The 18,187-nt window shown below is 72.2% G+C and carries 15 protein-coding genes; 12 read left to right on the top strand and 3 right to left on the bottom strand.

From position 1 onward, the window contains the following. Window positions 1-376 precede the first annotated feature (376 nt). Complete coding sequence (locus E1292_RS20880; RefSeq protein WP_132596913.1) at window positions 377-865, bottom strand: hypothetical protein; 489 nt, start codon at window positions 863-865, stop codon at window positions 377-379. A 402-nt stretch (window positions 866-1,267) separates the two neighbouring features. Here E1292_RS20880 and E1292_RS20875 point away from each other — a divergent pair, with 402 nt between their 5' ends. Next, window positions 1,268-1,831 (top strand): hypothetical protein, encoded by a 564-nt coding sequence (locus E1292_RS20875; RefSeq protein WP_132596912.1) that lies wholly within the window; start codon window positions 1,268-1,270, stop codon window positions 1,829-1,831. Window positions 1,832-1,985: 154 nt separating this feature from the next. Further along, window positions 1,986-2,726 carry an isocitrate lyase/PEP mutase family protein gene (locus E1292_RS20870; RefSeq protein ID WP_132596911.1) on the top strand — a complete coding sequence of 247 codons (741 nt, stop codon included), beginning with the start codon at window positions 1,986-1,988 and terminating at the stop codon, window positions 2,724-2,726. Here E1292_RS20870 and E1292_RS20865 read toward each other — a convergent pair. Beyond that, entirely contained in the window at window positions 2,720-3,619 is a 900-nt protein-coding gene (locus E1292_RS20865; RefSeq protein WP_132596910.1) for a ribonuclease Z, read from the bottom strand. The two genes, E1292_RS20870 and E1292_RS20865, sit on opposite strands and share 7 nt — an antisense overlap. Between E1292_RS20865 and E1292_RS20860 the strand changes: the two genes are divergently transcribed. Genes E1292_RS20860 through E1292_RS20835 form a run of 6 tightly spaced genes read left to right on the top strand, consistent with a single transcriptional unit; the run spans window position 3,618 to window position 9,788 of the window. Continuing rightward, window positions 3,618-4,154, top strand: coding sequence for a methylated-DNA--[protein]-cysteine S-methyltransferase (locus tag E1292_RS20860; RefSeq protein WP_132596909.1), 537 nt, complete (start codon window positions 3,618-3,620; stop codon window positions 4,152-4,154). The two genes, E1292_RS20865 and E1292_RS20860, sit on opposite strands and share 2 nt — an antisense overlap. Window positions 4,155-4,167: 13 nt before the next feature. Next, a complete protein-coding gene (gene miaA, locus E1292_RS20855; RefSeq protein ID WP_246090232.1) occupies window positions 4,168-5,073 on the top strand; it encodes a tRNA (adenosine(37)-N6)-dimethylallyltransferase MiaA in 906 nt (301 codons plus the stop codon). 9 nt (window positions 5,074-5,082) lie between these two features. Beyond that, complete coding sequence (dapF, locus tag E1292_RS20850) at window positions 5,083-5,895, top strand: diaminopimelate epimerase (protein WP_132596907.1); 813 nt, start codon at window positions 5,083-5,085, stop codon at window positions 5,893-5,895. 48 nt (window positions 5,896-5,943) lie between these two features. Next, window positions 5,944-6,699, top strand: coding sequence for an SCO6745 family protein (locus E1292_RS20845; RefSeq protein WP_246090231.1), 756 nt, complete (start codon window positions 5,944-5,946; stop codon window positions 6,697-6,699). 19 nt (window positions 6,700-6,718) lie between these two features. Next, complete coding sequence (locus E1292_RS20840) at window positions 6,719-8,995, top strand: tetratricopeptide repeat protein (protein ID WP_165974648.1); 2,277 nt, start codon at window positions 6,719-6,721, stop codon at window positions 8,993-8,995. A 34-nt stretch (window positions 8,996-9,029) separates the two neighbouring features. Beyond that, window positions 9,030-9,788, top strand: a complete 759-nt coding sequence (locus E1292_RS20835; RefSeq protein ID WP_132596905.1) for an SDR family NAD(P)-dependent oxidoreductase — start codon at window positions 9,030-9,032, stop codon at window positions 9,786-9,788. A 110-nt stretch (window positions 9,789-9,898) separates the two neighbouring features. On the opposite strand, the gene E1292_RS20830 is transcribed toward E1292_RS20835, so the two are convergent. Next, the gene (locus tag E1292_RS20830) at window positions 9,899-10,897 is read right to left on the bottom strand and encodes a helix-turn-helix transcriptional regulator (protein WP_132596904.1); all 999 of its coding nucleotides are present in this window, start codon (window positions 10,895-10,897) and stop codon (window positions 9,899-9,901) included. Between the two features lie 241 nt (window positions 10,898-11,138). Between E1292_RS20830 and E1292_RS20825 the strand changes: the two genes are divergently transcribed. The 4 genes from E1292_RS20825 to E1292_RS20810 are packed head-to-tail and all read left to right on the top strand — an operon-like array spanning window position 11,139 to window position 18,134. Then, entirely contained in the window at window positions 11,139-13,589 is a 2,451-nt protein-coding gene (locus tag E1292_RS20825; protein ID WP_132596903.1) for a GcvT family protein, read from the top strand. Beyond that, window positions 13,586-14,788 (top strand): sarcosine oxidase subunit beta family protein, encoded by a 1,203-nt coding sequence (locus tag E1292_RS20820; protein WP_132596902.1) that lies wholly within the window; start codon window positions 13,586-13,588, stop codon window positions 14,786-14,788. Before E1292_RS20825 ends, E1292_RS20820 begins: the two co-directional genes overlap by 4 nt. Then, window positions 14,788-15,030 (top strand): sarcosine oxidase subunit delta, encoded by a 243-nt coding sequence (locus tag E1292_RS20815; protein WP_132596901.1) that lies wholly within the window; start codon window positions 14,788-14,790, stop codon window positions 15,028-15,030. The genes E1292_RS20820 and E1292_RS20815 overlap by 1 nt, the downstream gene beginning before the upstream one ends. Then, the gene (locus E1292_RS20810; protein ID WP_132596900.1) at window positions 15,027-18,134 is read left to right on the top strand and encodes a 2Fe-2S iron-sulfur cluster-binding protein; all 3,108 of its coding nucleotides are present in this window, start codon (window positions 15,027-15,029) and stop codon (window positions 18,132-18,134) included. The genes E1292_RS20815 and E1292_RS20810 overlap by 4 nt, the downstream gene beginning before the upstream one ends. The last annotated feature ends 53 nt before the right edge of the window (window positions 18,135-18,187 follow it).

Raw genomic sequence — 18,187 nt, 5'->3', positions numbered from 1 at the left:
TGTATAAGGGACAGGGCTCCTGTTCAGCCCTCTGACCCCGGCGCCCCGGTGCAGGCCTCCTCGCTTCGGCGCTGACGCCTGCCTTCGCCACGCTCCGGCCGCGGTTGAGGAACGAGGCGCCACTGACGGCGGTGGGTTCTCCTGCCGGTACGTCCGAAGCCCCTGGCGGCGGTGGACCGCCGGTTCGACAGGGTTTCCGGGCATGGTGTGGAGCCGCCGGATCGGGCGGGGTCGTCCCCGGATCGGGGGGCCACGGCCGGGTGGGTGGTGCGAGGTCTTCAGATCCCCGGCGCACCGCCTGCCCGCCTCCCTGTCCGGTGCCGGGCACCGGACAGGGAGGCGGGCAGGCGCTCCCACAGCCGCACCCGGATGGGGGTCAGCGGGTGAGGCGGTCGAGAAAGCTGTAGCAGGGCTGCCGGCGGAAGTCGTCGAACGTGGCGCAGGGGTCGAGGCCGCGTGCCGGAGGTGCGGGGACGACCGAGCGCCGGGTCGGCGCGGGCACGGGCGCGGGGTCGCGGCGAGGTGGCTGAGGGGGCGGTTGCGGAGCGGGCGAGCCCGCCGGGCCGGGCGCCGCGGACCGTACCTGGACGGGTGCTCGGGGAGCCGCCGACCGGTCGCGGAAGGGCGGCGGAGGTGCGGCCGTGCGTTCGGGGAGGTGCGCCGGCGAGCCCGGGGACGCGGTCGCGACCGGGGGGCCCGTGGCCGGTGACGCGCGGCCGGGTTCGAGCGTGCCCGAGGACGGCGTTCCCGAGATCCCCCAGGGCGGCGTTTTCGAGGTGCCCCAGGGCGGCGTTCCCGTGATGCCCCAGGGCGGCGGGACGGGCTGGATCCACGGCGGCGACAACGGCCCCATCACGGCGTCCACGGCCTGTGCGGACGGCTGCGGGAACGTTCCAAACAATGGCTCCGGAGATGGGGACGTGGTTGCTATTGGTGTCATGTTCGACGCCCAGAGTGGCGGCGGAGGCGCGATCGATCTTGGGAAATGCGGAGATTCCTGATCGAATTCGGCGGAGCTTTGCGGAGACGGTTCTGAGGAGTCGGTGAATGCCAGGAAAATCCCCAGGGTCGCGGTGACGAGTACCCCGGCTGCTCCGGCCAGCGGTGCCAGGCGGGCGCGGCTACCTGGTCTTATGGATCTAAGGGGGGACAAGTCGTGATTCCTTCGTGATTGTTCTGCGAGCATTCCGGTGTTGCGGCTAGTGTGGTCCATCACCCGCGGAAGCCGGTGAGCTTTCCCGATACGACCGCAGGGAGCTGCAACACCATGCAAGGTTCGCGTGAGCCGGATCATCAGGAGATCCTGGTCGGGCCTGGGGACACCCACCTGACTTCGAGGAACGCGCCCTCTGGGCACAAGTCCTCGAAGAACAACAAGAAGATCGCCGTGATCGTCGCCTCGGTGGCGGTCGCCCTCGTGGTGGCGGCCGGCGGCGGCTACATGCTGGCAGGAAACCCCACTGACCCCGCACAGCCCGGAGGCGCCCAGCCGGTGCCCTCGCAGAGCGCCGGCGGCGACGAAGAACTCCAGGGCGACGACGACGCGACCATGGGTGACGCCAAGACCGACGCTCCTGACGACAACCTGCCGACCGGCGAGGACGGCGGCAGCATGGGCGACGTCAGGACGGGCGACGACGGCGAGGGCGGCCCCGGCAACGACGACACGGGCTCGACGGGCTCCAACCCGTCCGATGGCACCAAGCAGACCAACACCGGCAAGAAGCCCGCGACGACGTCCCCGAACAAGCCTCCGCAGGACGAGGGCGACACCCCGGCCGACGGTCCGGCGGGCCTGGTCAACGGCCAGTGCGCCACGGGCGGCTGCTGAAGGCGTCAGGGAGGAAAGGCCGGGGCCGCTCGCACGAGCGCCCGGGTGCCTCGCGTCCGTACACGTGCCTGAGCAGGGCACAGGTGAAGTGGCTTGCCGTAATTCGCCGGTATTGGACCTTCGGCGGCGCCGGGGCGCTCCCTAAAGTCGCCGCATGACGACTGACAAGGCGGCCGCGCTACGAGCCCTTCACGTGCCGGGCACTCCGCTGGTCCTGCCCAACGTCTGGGACGCCGCGTCGGCGCGCGCCGTACAGGATGCCGGTTTTCCCGCGGTCGCCACCGGCAGCGCCGCCGTCTCGCGCGTGCTGGGCTACGAGGACGGCGAGGGCACCCCGGCCGACGAGATGATGGCGGCCGTGGCGCGCGTGGCCAGTGCGGTCGACGTGCCCGTCACCGCTGACGTCGAGCGCGGGTACGCGCTTGGACCGGCCGCGCTGGCCGAGGCGCTGGCGGGCGCCGGAGCCGTCGGGTGCAACCTGGAGGACTCCGTCCCCGGGACCGGAGAGATGGTGGAGACCGGCGTCCAGGCGGAGTTCCTCGCCGAGGTACGAGCCGCCGCAGGTCCGGACCTGGTGATCAACGCCAGGATCGACCTGTACCTGCACGGACGCGGAGACCGCGCCGCGGCCGTCGAGCGCGGACGGCGCTATCTGGAGGCGGGAGCCGACTGCGTCTACCCGATCGGCCTGGCGGACGAGGAGGAGATCCGGGCGCTGGCCGGCGAGCTGGGCGGGATGGTCAACATCCTGTTCGGGCCGGGAGGCTCCTCGCCGGCGCGCCTGGCCGAGCTGGGGGTGGCCAGGATCAGCTTCGGCAGCGGGCTGCACCGCGCGTCCGACGACTACACGCGCGGGCTGCTGGCGAAGGTCAGGGAGGGCCGGAGCCCCTACTGACGGCGGCGCGGCACGGGGATCCTCATCAGGTCGCGGGCGAGCACCACCTCGCCGTCGAAGCTGCGCCGCGCCTCGGCGGCGAAGACCGGCTCCTCGGCGAACCCGTACCGCTCGGAGAAGTGCGTGAGCACCAGCCTGCGCACCCCCGCGTCCGCCGCGACCACCCCCGCCTCGAAGGCCGTCAGGTGCCCGTACTCCTTGGCCAGCGCGCTCTCCGATGACAGGAACGTCGACTCGATCACCAGCAGGTCGGCCCCCGACGCCAGCTCGAAGACGGCGTCGCAGAGCCGGGTGTCCATCACGAAGGCCACGCTCTGCCCCGGCTTGGGCTCGCTGCACTGGTCGAGCGTGACGCCGCGTACGGAGCCGGTCCGCTGCAGCTCGCCGACCTCGGGGCCGCGGATGCCGTGGGCGGCCAGCCGGGCGGGCAGCATGCGGCGGCCGGCCGGCTCCTGGAGGCGGTAGCCGTAGGACTCGACCGGATGGGACAGGCGGCGCGCGGTCAGCGGGCCGACGGTGGCGAGGTCGCCGTCGAGGGGATGTTCGGAGATGACGGATGTGTCGGCGAACACGGCCGCGTGGCGGAGCCTGCGCCAGTAGGGCTCGCCGGTGCCGGGGAAGAGTGCCCGCACCGGGTGCCTGACCTTGTCGCGGGCGATGCGCTGGACGACGCCGGGCACGCCCAGGCAGTGGTCGCCGTGGAAATGTGTGACGCAGAGCCAGTGCACGTCGTGCGCGCTGACCCCGGCGTGCAGCATCTGCCGCTGCGTGCCCTCGCCCGGGTCGAACAGGAAGCCCTGACCGTCCCAGCGCAGGAGGTAGCCATTGTGGTTACGGTGTCGGGTAGGGACCGCGCTGGAGGTGCCCAGCACCACGAGCTCACGTGAGGACATGATGCCCGCCGCCGCAGAGACCGCCGCCTTCGCCGAGGTGCCGACGCCCGTCGGCCTGTTCGTGCTGGCCGTCACCGAGACCGGCCTCGTGGCGTCGGGCTGGGCGTCGGCACACGGGTCGCGTGCGCGCCTGGCCGACCGGCTCGGCCTGCCTGAAGTTCATGATGCGGATCGTACGGCCTTCGCGGTCGCGGAGCTGAACGCCTACTTCGCCGGCGACCTGAAGGTCTTCGAGACGCCGATCGACTGGCGCCTGATGTCCGGCTCGCGGCTGCGGGTGCTGCAGGCCCTCCACCAGGTCCCGTACGGCACCGCCGTCACCTACGGCGAGCTGGCCCGGCGCAGCGGCTCCAGCGTGCCGGCCCGCGGCATCGGCTCGATCATGGGCTCCAACCCGATCCCGATCTTCGTGCCCTGCCACCGCGTGATCGCGGGCACCGGCCTGGGCGGCTTCAGCGGCGGCGAGGGCGTGGAGACCAAGCGCCGGCTGCTGACTCATGAGGGTTATCTGCAACCGACGCTGCTCGACCTCTAGCAGACTGGTCAGCGTGAGCCAGCAGCCCGTCATCGCCGTCGTCGGCCCCACCGCGGCGGGAAAGTCCGATCTCGCCGTCGACCTAGCGCTCCGGCTGGGGGGTGAGTGCGTCAACGCCGACTCCATGCAGCTCTACCGGGGGATGGACATCGGCACGGCCAAGCTCACCCCGGCCGAGCAGCGCGGGGTTCCCCACCACCTGCTGGACGTCTGGGACGTCACGGTCACGGCGAGCGTGGCCGAATACCAGGAGCTGGCCAGGGCCGTCCTCGACCGCGTCGACGTGCCCGTCCTGGTCGGCGGCAGCGGCCTCTACGTGCGGGCGGCCATCGACGAGCTGGAGTTCCCGGGCACCGTCCCGGGGATCAGGGCGAGGCTGGAGTCGGAGCTGGCCGAGCGCGGCACCGCCCCGCTGTACGAGCGGCTGCGCGGGCTGGACCCGGCCGCCGCGGCGGCGATCCTGCCCAGCAACGGCCGCCGCATCGTCCGCGCCCTCGAGGTGATCGAGCATTCCGGGCGCCCGTTCTCGGCCACGATGCCCTCCTACGAAGCGGTCTACCCGAGCGTGCTGATCGGCCTCGAGGTGCCGAGGCTCGAGCTGGACGAGCGGATCGCGGTCAGGGTCGAGCGCATGTGGCGGGCGGGCCTGGTCGACGAGGTGCGGCGGCTGCTCGGCGAAGGGCTGGCCGAGGGCCGCACGGCGAGCCGCGCTCTCGGGTACGCCCAGGTCATCCGCTTCCTGGAGGGCGAGTGGAGCGAGGAGCAGGCGATCGCGGAGACCATCAGGCTGACCAGGCGCTTCGCGCGCCGCCAGGAGTCGTGGTTCCGCCGTGATCCGCGGGTGTGCTGGCTGCCCTACGACGCACCCGACCTGCTTGAGCGATCCCTCGATCGAATAACGGCAAGCCGGTGTGCATAAACTTTTAGAATGCGCTTTCTCAAGGGGCACGGCACCGAGAACGACTTCGTCATCCTGCCTGATCCCGACGGCGAGCTGGACGTCTCAGCCTCGCTCGTCGCGAAGATCTGCGACAGGAGGACAGGCATCGGGGCCGACGGTGTGCTCAGGGTCGCGCGCACCAAGCAGAGCCACGAGGTGGCCGAGCAGGCGTCCGCGGCCGAATGGTTCATGGACTACCGCAACGCCGACGGCAGCATGGCGGAGATGTGCGGCAACGGCGTGCGCGTGTTCGCCCGCTACCTGATCGACAACGGGCTGGTGGAGCACTCGGAGTTCGCGGTGGCCACCCGTGGTGGCCTGCGCAGGGTCCGCGTCGAGCCCAACGGCGACGTCACGGTCGACATGGGCCGGCCCGTCGTCCACGGCGAGAGCGTGGCCACCGTCGGCTGCCACGAATACACCGGCCTGTACATCGACATGGGCAACCCGCACCTGGCCTGCGCCATCGGCGATCCCGTCGCCCAGCTCGACCTCGCCCACCAGCCGGGCTTCGACACGGGGGTCTTCCCCGGCGGCGTCAACATCGAGCTGTTCAACCCGGTGGGCACCAGCCGCGCGGTGATGCGCGTCTTCGAGCGCGGCTCCGGCGAGACCCGTTCGTGCGGCACAGGCGCGGTGGCCACGGCCGTCGCCGCCGCGAGCCTGTCGGGCGACAGCACCGGCACCTGGACGGTCGAGGTGGTCGGCGGCACACTGACCGTCATCCTCGACGAGGACACCAGCTACCTTTCCGGTCCCGCGGTCATCGTGGCGAGTGGCGAACTGATGCTTGCAGAATGATGTTCTCCTGAGGAATGCTGGGTTCACTTCGCGAACTGAGAGGTGGACATGGCGCAACCACGCACGACCGCGGCACAACTCAGGGCTCCGATCGGCCAGTTCGGCGGCGGTTTCACGATCTCCAGGGAGGCCAAGGCCGTCTGCGACGAGTACGGCCTCGGCCCCCGCGAGCTGTACTTCCGCGGGCGCTGCGGCGTGCTCGGCGAGTGCGACGCCGACGTGGTCAGCGCGGTCGTCGTCTTCTTCCCGCCCGAGCACGTCGAAGAGAGCTGGAACGGCGGCCGCAAGGTGCCCGCGGAGCAGGCCGTCGAGCTCTACGCCGAGGCGTGCAGGGCCTGGGGGCGGCGCAAGCTGGGCGGCCACGACGGCTGCTCCAGGATCGCCGAGCTGCTCCAGCGGGTCGTCGAGGAGGCCTCGCCCGTCGGCGCGCCGCTGTTCGCGGGCTGGCGGGCGGTGCCGCTGGCCGACGACTCGCCGGCGCGCGCCGTGCAGCTCATGCACGTCGTACGCGAGCTGCGCGGCGGGCTGCACGCCAATGCCGTGATAGCGGCGGGCCTCGACCCCCTGGAGGCGACGCTCGCCGCCGGCCACGACGCGACCCCGTTCGGGCGCACGACCGGGGAGGAGATCGCCCGGTTCTTCACCTGGCCGGAACCCTACCCGCAGCCCGGCCCCGACGTGGTCGAGCGGCGCGCCGCCGTGGAGGAGACGACCGACGATCTCATGGCGCGCGCCTTTTCGGTCCTGAGCGACAGCGAATCGGACGAGCTGATCGGGCTTCTGCGTTTTGGGGACGCTCGTTGACCTGGCAGACTGGCTGCCCATGGACGTGGACATCTGGGCCTGGGTCGGCGAAACCCAGCAGCAGCTTTCCGAGGCGGGCAACGTTGGCCTCGCCATGGCGCTGGGAGACCTTCCCGCACAGGCCTATGAGGGCCGTAACCCGCAGCTCGACGTCATGGCTCCGGCCATCGCGCAGCAGGCAGAGGCCCTGGAGCTGCCCTGGCTCGAGTTCTACGCCCGCTACTGGCACCTGATCGGCCGCATCGGCGACCGGGCTCAGGGCGCGGTGGCCGTCGACGACGCCCAGCAGCTGCTCGAGTTCGCTCGGCGCGAAGACGTGCGCGAGTGCCCGGCCGCTCCGGCGGCGATCGAGGCGATGGCCATCGCGTGGGCCAACGCCGACGGCCCCGGCCACGCCGCCGAGCGGCTCGAGCTGCTGGGGGCGCGGATCGAGGCGCTGACCCCGGAGAAGCCCGCCTTCACCGGGCTCGTCACGCAGTATGTCGCCGCGCTCATCGACGCGGGACGGCCGGGCGAGGCCGTGACCTATGCCGAGTCGGCCGTCGAGCGGCTGAAGGTGGCCGGTCGCGAGGCGAGCTGGGAGCTCGGCGCCGAGAGCGCCCGCGCGCTGCTCGCCGCCGGCCGGGCCGAGGACGCGCTGCAGGCGTTGCAGGCCGCATCGGAGTTCCAGCCCGACGACCCGGTGGCCAAGGAGCACCGCGACGGCGTGCGCAGGGCACTCATCCTGGCCACGCTCGATCGCATCGCCGAGGCCGTCGACGCGCTGCCCGACCTCGACGTGGTGGGCGAGCACCCGCGGGTGTTCGTCGAGTGGTCGCGGGCCGTCAGCAAGCTGGCCGGCTCCGCCCAGATCACCAACACCTGGCAGCTGGGCCGCGTGCTGCGCCAGTGGATCGACTACTTCAGCATGATGGGCGGCTATCGCGCCCGCGTCGAGCTCGCGCTGGTCGCGGGCGAGCTGGCCATCGCCAGGCAGGGGGTCTGGCAGGCCAGGCTGCTGGCCGACCTCGCCGAGTCCGGGGTCGCCGAGCTGCGCGAGACCGAAGGGCTCGCCGAGCGCATCGCCGCCCTGCGCGCCACCGCCGACGCCACGGGCGAGCCCGAGCCGCCCGGCCCGCTGGAGGAGCGGGTCGGCCTCTTCGACGCCGCCGACGGCTTCAACGCCGACCCGGAGAAGTGGGTGGGCTGGCTGGCCCCGCTGTCCGGGCAGGACCTCGAGGCCACCCGCCGCCACACGACCACGGCCGGCTTCCTGGGCTACCCCGCCACCGGCGCCGACATCTACTGGAAGATGCTGGTCGACTCCGGCGACATCGCCACCGCCGACTCCGACGACGTGGCCTACCTCACCACGCTGCTCATCGAGGCCCGCCAGGACGAGCGGCTGGAGCAGATGGCCGCGATGTTGCCGCACGACGCCCAATACCTCGCGCTCGCCAGGCTGCACAGCGCCCGCGAGCGCTGGCCGGAGACGCTCGAAGCGGCCGAGCACGCCGTGGCGGCCGGCGCCGGGCTCGAGGCCCGCCGCCTGCTGTCGGGCGCGGCCCAGCAGCTCGACCAGAACGACAGGGCGGCCGGGGTGCTGCACGAAGTGCTCGACGAGCTCGTCGACGAAGACGTCTGGCGCATGATCGTCATGGCGACCTCCGCCGAGAACTGGGAGATCGTGCACAAGGGCGCGGCCAAGATCGGCATGCCGATCAAGTCCAAGGAAGGCCCGATCGAGGAGGAGATGGGCCTCATCAGGGTCATCCTGCCCGCCCCCGACGGCGGCCAGCGCCAGGTCCTGTCGATCCGCACCGGCCCCGCCACCGCCAGGCTGGCGCTGCCGCAGCCGCGCGGCATGGAATACAACGCCGGCGACCTGGTCGTCTTCGACCCGCAGCTGCTGGAGCCGGTGCCCGACGACCCCGAGGAGCAGCAGAACTTCGTGCCGCCCTTCGCCGCGGTGCGCATCCTGCGGCCCGGCGGCTACACCAGCTACTTCTTCGACGGCGCCGCGCCGAGCGAGGAGGACTGGGCGGAGTTCACCGAGGTCATGGCCGAGCGCGGCTGGCCGATGTGGGTCTACAGCGACGAAAACTACACCATCTCCCACCCGTCCTCGGGTGAGCCGCTGCCCGGGGTGTTCGGCTGGGTCGCGGTGCCGCCCGACGTGTCGCCCAACGAGGTCGACGCCCTGCTCGACGACGCCACCGAGCGGTGGGTGCACCCGCTGGCCTGGCTCGACCTGGCCCGCGAGATCGACGTCGAGGTCGAGCGGCACGAGCGCATCGTCAAGGAATACGGCCTGTAAGGCTCTCGGGCCGACCGCAGAGACGAGGACTGACGTGCTGGAGCGCTTCCGGCTCGACGGCAAGGTGGCCGTCGTCACCGGCGCCTCCGCCGGGCTGGGCGTCGCCTTCGCCCAGGGCCTGGCCGAGGCGGGCGCCGACGTCGTGATCGCCGCCCGGCGCGCCGAGCGGCTGGAGCAGACACGGCGGCTGGTCGAGGAGGTCGGCCGCCGGTGCCTGGCCGTGCCGGCCGACGTGTCACGGCCGGAAGACTGCGACGCCCTCGTGGCCGCCGCCGTCGAGGCCATGGGCGGCGTCGACGTGCTGATCAACAACGCCGGCGTCGGTACGGCCGTGCCCGCGCTGCGCGAGACCCCGCAGGAGTTCCGGCAGGTCATCGACGTCAACCTGCACGGCACCTACTGGATGGCGCAGGCGTGCGCGCGGGTGATGCGGCCCGGCTCGTCGATCGTCAACATCGGCAGCGTGCTCGGCGAGACCACGGCAGGGCTGCCGCAGGCCGCCTACAGCGCGTCCAAGGCGGCGGTGACCGGGCTGACGCGCGACCTCGCGCAGCAGTGGACCGGTCGCCGCGGCATCAGGGTCAACTGCCTGGAGCCGGGCTTCTTCGCCTCCGAGATGACCGAGCAGTACAAACCCGGTTATCTGGAGCGCATGGTGGAGTCGCGGGTGGTCATGGACCGCACCGGCGACCCGGCCGAGCTGGTGGCCGCCGCGGTCTTCCTGGCGAGCGACGCGGCGTCGTACATCACCGGGGTGACGCTGCCGGTGGACGGCGGGATCCTGCTCACATAGGCCCCGCCACGTGCGGTGGACCGGGATCCTGCTCACATAGGCCCCGCCACGTGCGGTGGATGGGGCCTGCTCACTCAGGTTCCTGCCACGAGTGGTGGGCGGCGGGATCGTTACTTGGGTCCCGCCACGAGCAGGTCGTGCCGGGCGGCGAGGAAGCCCGCGTGGAAGCGGGTCCTGGCGCCCAGCCGCTCGCACAACACCTGCACGCGGCGCTGCACCGTACGCGGGCTCAACCCCAGTTGCCTGGCGATGGCGTCGTCCTTCATCCCGGCCGCGAGCAGGGCCAGCACTTCGGCGTCGGGGGCCTGCGGCCACATCTCGGGCTCCAGGGCTTCGCCGGAGGTCAGGCGGAGCGGCACGGCGGCCCGCCACAACGTCTCGAACAGCCCCACCAGAGCGTCGAGCAGCGCGGACGGGTGCACCACGAGGGCGCTCTCCACGGCTCTGTAGTCGTCGGAGACCAGGGGCAGGATGGCGGTGCGGGCGTCGGCGACGGCCAGCTTGACCGGCACCTGGCCGAGCCTGGCCTGCTCGCCGTCGGCGATGGCGCGGCGCGTGTGGGCGAGCATGCCGGGGTGCTCGAACGCCAGCGGGCTGTAGATGCCACGGGTGGGCGCTCCCTGGCGGGCCGCCCGCTGCCGGTTCTCCTGGTCGTCGCTGATGTCGACCGCGTACGGGGGATGCACGAGCACGAGCATCTCCCGGGTGGCGTTACGTTCGAGCTGCAGATAGCGGCGGGCCACGGCGTCGCGCCCGGTCACCACCTCCAGCACCTCCTCGGGCTGCGGCCCGCTGCGTTCGGCGACCTCGGTGGCCAGCAGCGCGGCGGCGGCCCTGCTGTGGGCGATCTCCTCCTGGCGGCGGGCGACGAGGATGTCGATGGCGACGTTCGGGGGAGTGGCGACGAGTCGCAGCGGGCGGCCCGCGACGCGGGAGATCAGCCCGAGGTCCTCCAGCCTGGGCAGCATGCGGCGGATGGCGGCGGGGGACGATCCTGTCTCGGCGGCGAGCCGGCTCAACGTGGCGGGGCCGTGTCTGAGCAGGGCGCGGTAGGCCGTCTCCTCGGCGACGGTGACGCCGAGCCCTTCCAGCAAGCGCCGCTGCGCCATGTCGCACTCACCCCCAAGATCTCCACAAGCGTAAGGTGACCGCGTTCAGCGGTCCACCTGGGTGCGGTGCGGATTGCGGGCAGCGGTCCAACACGGGCCGCGTTGGGCGGTTCGGCGCTGGTTGGGGAGGCAAGTTCACAGTGTTCCGGAAAGCCGCTCTTGTTCCAGAGGTGCGCATGGCTCTATGTTCGGTTGCGTAGTGCGGTGCGTGTTGCGTATTAGGGAACAATCCGGAGGCGCCATGAGTGGACCCCGTTTGGTGATCGTAGGGGCGGGCATCGTGGGGTGCGCTCTCGCCGACGAGCTCACCGAGCGGGGGTGGACCGACGTCACCGTGCTCGACCAGGGCCCGCTCTTCGCCGCCGGCGGCTCCAGCTCCCACGCGCCCGGCCTGGTCTTCCAGACCAACCCGTCCAGGACGATGACGGAGTTCGCCTCCTACACCGTGCGCAAGTACACCGCGCTGGGGGAGAGCTGCTTCCGCCAGGTCGGCGGCCTGGAGGTGGCCACCACTCCGGAACGCTGGGCCGACCTGCACCGCAAGCACGGCTGGGCTGAGTCGTGGGGCGTCGAGGGAGAACTGGTCGACGCCGGGCGGTGCGCGGAGCTGTGGCCGCTGCTGGACAAGGACAGGGTGCTCGGCGGTTTCCACGTGCCCGGCGACGGCCTGGCGGGGGCGGTCGCCTGCGGGCAGGCGCAGGCGGAGCGGGCCACGGAGCGCGGGGCCACGTTCCTGCCCGGCCACACGGTGGTGGGCGTCGAGCAGCGGGGCGGCCGGGTGAGCGGTGTCTCGGTCGTGACCTCGGACGGGCACCGGACGATCCCCGCCGACGTGGTGGTGTGCGCGGCGGGCTTCTGGGGCCCCTCGATCGGCGCGATGGCCGGGCTGACCGTGCCGCTGCTGCCGCTGGCCCACCAGTACGCCAGGTCGGGCCCTCTCGCGCCCCAGCCGGAGGGCCCCATCCTCCGCCACCAGGACCGCGACCTCTACTTCCGGCAGCACGGTGACCGCATCGGCATCGGCTCCTACGCCCACAGGCCCATGCCGGTCACCCAGGAGGAGATCGGCACCCGGTCGACCACGATGCCGTCGGTGCAGGCGTTCACCGAGGAGGACTTCGACCCCGCCTGGCGCGACGCGGTCGAGCTGCTGCCCGCGCTGGCCGAGTCGAAGTACGAGGAGGGCATCAACGGCGTCTTCTCCTTCACGCCCGACGGGTTCCCGCTGATCGGCGAGGCGCCTCACCTCGGCGGGTTCTGGCTGGCCGAGGCCGTCTGGGTGACCCACTCGGCCGGGGTGGCGCGGGCGGTGGCCGAGGTGCTCGTCGGCGGGCGCTCGTCGGTCGACCTCCACGAGTGCGAGCTGGGCAGGTTCGAGCAGGCGCAGCTGTCGCCGGCGTTCGTGGAGGAGCGGGGCAAGCAGAACTTCGTCGAGGTCTACGACGTCATCCACCCGCTGCAGCCGATGGAGTCGCCGCGGCCGCTGCGCACCAGCCCGTTCTACCCGCGGCAGCGGGAGCTGGGCGGGTTCTTCCTGGAGGCGGCGGGGTGGGAGCGGCCGCACTGGTTCGAGGCCAACGTGCCGCTGCTGGAGGACCTCGTACGCCGCCGCAGGGGCGAGCACGCCGACGTGCCGGAGGAGGCGCAGGGCATGGCGGTCGAGCCGTTCCTGGGGGCGGCGCAGCGGGACGAGTGGGCGAGCCGCTACTGGTCGCCGATCGCCGCCGCGGAGTCGTACGCGACCAGGGAGCGGGTGGCGCTCTATGACATGACGCCGCTCAAGCGCGTCGAGGTCAGCGGGCCGGGGGCGGCGGCGTTCCTGCAGCGCTTGACCACGAACAACGTGGACAAGAAGCCCGGTTCGGTCACCTACACCCTGCTGCTGGACGTCAAAGGCGGCATCAGGTCCGACCTCACGGTGGCGCGGCTGGACGAGGAGACCTTCCAGGTCGGCGCGAACGGCAACCTCGACCTCGAGTGGCTGACGCGGCACGCGCCCGGCGGGGTGCGGGTGCGCGACCTGACACCCGGCACGTGCTGCGTGGGCGTGTGGGGCCCGCAGGCCAGGGAGCTGGTGCAGGGGCTCACCGACATGGACCTGTCGCACGAGAACTTCCGCTACTTCAGCTGCAGGTCCGGATATGTCGGTCAGGTGCCGGTGCTCGCGATGCGCGTCTCCTACGTGGGCGAGCTGGGCTGGGAGCTCTACACCACCGCGGACATGGGGCTCAAGCTGTGGGACACGCTCTGGTCGCCCGGGGTGACGACCGCCGGCGGGCGGGCCGCGTTCAACAGCCTGCGGCTGGAGAAGGGCTACCGGCTCTGGGGCGTCGACATGACCACCGAGCACAACCCGTACGAGGCGGGGCTGGCCTTCGCCGTCAGGACGGACAAGGACTTCGTCGGCCGCGACGCGCTGACGACCGACGTCACGCGCAGGCTGGTGCCGCTGCTCAGCACGGAGGTGGTCATGGGCAAGGAGCCCGTGCGGCATGCGGGCCGCACGGTCGGGTACGTCACGAGCGCGGCGTACGGGCACACCATCCAGCGGCCCATCGCGTACGCCTGGCTGCCCGCCGAGCTCACCGAACCAGGGACGCACGTGGATATTTCCTACTTCGGCCGCCGCGTTCCCGCGGAGGTCGCGAAGGAACCCCTGTTCGACCCCGGGATGGAGAAGATCAGACGTTGACCCACCCCGACTTCCTGTGGCGCAATCCGGACCCGAAGCCCGCCTACGACGTCGTCATCGTGGGAGGCGGCGGTCACGGCCTGGCCACCGCCTACTACCTGGCGAAGAACCACGGCCTGACCAACGTCGCCGTCCTGGAACGCGGCTGGCTGGCCGGCGGCAACATGGCCCGCAACACCACGATCATCCGCTCCAACTACCTGTGGGACGAGAGCGCCGCGATCTACGAGCACTCGCTCAAGCTGTGGGAGGGGTTGAGCGACGAGCTGGACTACGACCTGCAGTTCAGCCAGCGGGGCGTGCTCAACCTGGCGCACAACCTGGGCGACGTGCGCGAGGGCCGGCGCCGGGTGAACGCCAACCGGCTCAACGGCGTGGACGCCGAATGGCTCGACGCCGACGAGGTCAAGAAGTTCTGCCCGATCATCAACGTCAGCGACCGGGCCCGCTACCCCGTCATGGGCGCCACCCTGCAGCGGCGCGGCGGCATCGCCAAGCACGACCACGTGGCCTGGGCGCTGGCCCGCCAGGCCGACGCGTACGGCGTCGACCTCATCCAGGGCTGCGAGGTCACCGGCTTCGAGATCACCGGCGGGCGGGTCACGGCCGTCGAGACCTCGCGCGGGCGCATCGCGGCGGGGAAGGTCGCGCTGGCGGCGGCCGGGCACACCTCCGTGCTCGCCGAGCGGGCCGGGATCCGCCTGCCGCTGCAGTCGCACCCGCTCCAGGCGCTGGTGTCGGAGCTGCTGGAGCCGGTACTCGACTGCGTGGTCATGTCGAACGCCGTCCACGTGTACGTCAGCCAGGCGCACAAGGGCGAGCTGGTCATGGGGGCGGGCATCGACGCGTACAACTCCTACGGGCAGCGCGGCGGCGTGCACGTCATCGAGGCGCAGATGGCGGCGGCCCTGGAGCTGTTCCCGATCTTCAGCAGGGCGCGCGTGCTGCGCACCTGGGCCGGGATCGTCGACGTCTCCCCTGACGCCTCGCCCATCATCGGGCCGACCCCCGTCGACGGGCTCTACATCAACGCGGGCTGGGGCACCGGCGGCTTCAAGGCGACCCCGGGCTCCGGCTGGGTGTACGCCCACACCCTGGCCCACGAGCGGCCGCATCCGCTGGCGGAGCCGTTCGCGCTGGACAGGTTCACCACGGGGGCGCTCATCGACGAGCACGGCGCGGCGGCGGTGGCGCACTGATGCTGCTGATCGACTGCCCCAGCTGCGGGCCCCGCGACGAGAACGAGTTCCACTACGGCGGTCAGGCCGGCATCGCCTGCCCCACCGGCGACATGACGGACGAACGGTGGGCCGAGTACGTGTTCATGCGCGACAACCCCAAGGGCTGGTTCCACGAACGCTGGTTCCACGTGCACGGCTGCCGGACCTGGTTCACGGTCGAGCGCCACACGGTCACCCACGAGATCAGGAAGCCACGATGAGGTTCACGTTCGACGGCCGCCCGATGACGGGCGAGCCGGGTGACACGCTGGCCGCGGCGCTGCTGCGCAACGGGGTGCGGGTGGTCGGCCGCAGCGTCGATCTGGGCCGCCCGCGCGGGATCTTCGCCGCGGGTCCCGAGGAGCCGAACGCGCTGGTCCGCGTGGGCGCCGACCCGATACTGGCGGCCACCACCGTGGAGCTCCACGACGGGCTGGAGGCGCGGAGCCTGCGCGGCAAGGGGCGGGTCGATCTCGACGCGGTGGACGAGCGCCGCTGCGACAAGGGGTACCTGCACTGTGACGTGCTGGTGGTGGGCGGCGGGCCGGCCGGGCTGGCCGCGACCCTCGCGGCGGGGCGGTCGGGGGCGCGGGTGATCCTCGTGGACGACCAGCCGCGGCTCGGCGGCGACCTGCTGAACAGCCGCCTGCTGCTGGACGGCGCCCCCGCGCTCGACTGGGTGGCCGGCCTCGACCTGCCCGCCAGGGTGCTCACCAGGACGACGGCCGCCGGCTACTACGACCACAACTACGTGCTCGCCGTGGAGCGGCGGGCTCGCGGCGAGCGGCTGTGGCACATCAGGGCGCGCCGCGTGGTGCTGGCCACGGGTGCGCACGAGCGCTCGGTCGCCTTCCCCGGCAACGACCGGCCCGGCGTGATGCTGGCCGCCTCCGCCCGCGCCTACGCCAACCGCTACGGCGTGCGCGCCGGACGGCGGGCGGTGGTGTTCGCCTGCGCCGACTCCGGCTACGAGGCGGCCGAGGACCTCACGGCCGCCGGGGTCGACGTGCTCGCCGTCGTGGACCCGCGCCCTTCCGGGCTGCCGGCGGACGTGGAGGTGCTCGCCGGGCAGGTGGTGACGGGCACGACCGCGGACGCGGAGGGCGTGCTCACCGGCGTCCGGGCAGGCGCCCGGCACTTCGACGCCGACCTGCTGGCCGTCGCCGGGGGCTGGAACCCGGCCGTGCACCTGTTCAGCCAGTCGGGCGGCCGGACCAGGTTCGACGAGGAGCTCGCCGCCTTCGTCCCCGGCACGTCGGCGCAGGCCGAGCGGCCGGCCGGGGCTTGCAGAGGCCTGTACGGCACGCGCGAGGCCATCGCCGACGGCTACGCCGCGGGAGCGGAGGCCGCCGGGCGCACCGTGCCCGGGCTCAGGGTGCCGGAGTGCGGCGAGCGGCCCCTGCGGCGACCGGCGGCCCTCTGGCTCGTCGAGAGAACCCCGGGCAGCGAGCCCGCCTTCGCGGACCTGCACCGGGACGTCACCGTGGCCGACCTGGCCAGGGCCACGGGCACCGGGATGCGGTCGGTGGAGCACGTCAAGCGCTACACCACCGCGGGCACCGGCGCCGACCAGGGCAAGACCTCGGGCGCGGTCGTGGTGGGCGTCATGTCCGCGCTGCTCGGCGCCGCGCCCGGCCAGGTCGGTACGACCACGTTCCGGCCGCCGTACACACCCGTGTCCTTCGCCACCCTCGCGGGACGCGACCGCGGCGCGCTGTCCGACCCCGTCAGGACCACCGCCCTGCATGACGCGCATGTCGCGCGCGGAGCCGTGTTCGAGGACGTCGGCCAGTGGAAACGCCCGTGGTACTTCCCCCGGGACGGCGAGGACATGGAGGCCGCCGTGCGGCGCGAATGCCACGCGGCCCGCACCGCCGTCGCCGCCATGGACGCCTCCACCCTGGGCAAGATCGACATCAGGGGCGCGGACGCGGGCGAGTTCCTCGACCGCGTCTACACGAACATGTACTCCACGCTCGCCGTCGGCGCCTGCCGCTACGGGGTGATGTGCGGGGCCGACGGGATGGTGTTCGACGACGGCACCACGACCAGGCTCGCCGACGACCACTACCTGACGACCACGACCACGGGCAACGCCGCCGCGGTGTTCGACTGGCTGGAGGAGTGGCGGCAGACGGAGTGGCCGGACCTGGACGTGTCGTTCACCTCGGTCACCGACCACTGGGCGACGGTCGCCGTCGCGGGCCCCCGCGCCCGCCAGGTCATCGCGGCCGTCGCGCCCGAGGCGGTGGAGCTGGCGTTCATGCGGTACGCGAGCGTGCCCGTGCTGGGCGTGCCGGGCCGGGTGTTCAGGATCAGCTTCTCCGGCGAGCTGGCCTACGAGGTCAACGTGCCGTGGCGGTACGGCAGGGCGCTGTGGGAGGCGGTGCTGGAGCTCGGCGCGGTGCCGTACGGGACGGAGACCATGCACGTGCTGCGGGCGGAGAAGGGGTTCGCGATCGTCGGCCAGGAGACCGACGGGACCGTGACCCCGCAGGACCTCGGCATGGGGTGGATCGTCTCGGCGCGCAAGCCGGACTTCGTCGGCAAGCGCTCCCACGCCCGGCCGGACACCGCGCGCCAGGACCGCAAACGCCTGGTCGGCCTGCTCGCCGACGATCCGGCGGCGCTCGTGGAGGAGGGCGCCCAGCTGACCGCCGCGGGCGTGGCGCCGATGCTCGGCCACGTCACCTCCAGCTATCACAGCGCCGCGCTCGGCCGCACGTTCAGCCTGGCCATGGCCAGGAACGTGTCCCCGGGCGACCGGCTCACGGCGGTGTCAGGGAACGTGGCGCACCCGGTGACCGTCGTGGAGCCCGTCTTCTACGACCCCGACAACACCCGCCGCGACGGCGACCCCCTGGTGGAGAGCCCTGCCCCGTACGCTGGGGAGTGCCGGTCGGAGAGCCCGGCCGCCGCCTTCGCCGCCCGCTTCGAGGCCGCGAGCACCCCTCGTGCGCACCTGCGCGAGGTGCCGTTCGAGCCCATGTGGGAGGTGCGCGGCACGGATCCGGGCGCGGGCCTGCGGCTGGGCCCTGACTGGTGGCTGGTGACCGGGGACGTCCCGCCACGCCCCGGCTGGGTGGACGTGTCGGGCCAGCGTACGGTCCTGGAGCTCGCCGGTCCCGCCGCCCACGACGTGCTCATCACCGGCTGCCCGATCGATCTGGACCCGTCGGTCTTCCCCGGGCACGCCCAAACCCTGCTGGCCAAGACCTCGGTGATACTTGAGCGGGTATCGCCAGAAACGTACCGGATCTACGTGAGATCATCTTTCGCTAGATACCTGGCAGAGTGGCTGATCGATGCCTTGGAGGCGTTGTAAGACCCGTTGATGGGCATTTCTATCCCTAGACTTGACGAAAACAAGGTCCGGGG

It is taken from the genome of Nonomuraea deserti, from assembly GCF_004348685.1.
Classification (GTDB): Bacteria; Actinomycetota; Actinomycetes; order Streptosporangiales; family Streptosporangiaceae; genus Nonomuraea; species Nonomuraea deserti.
This window is presented reverse-complemented; position numbering and strand designations above follow the sequence as displayed.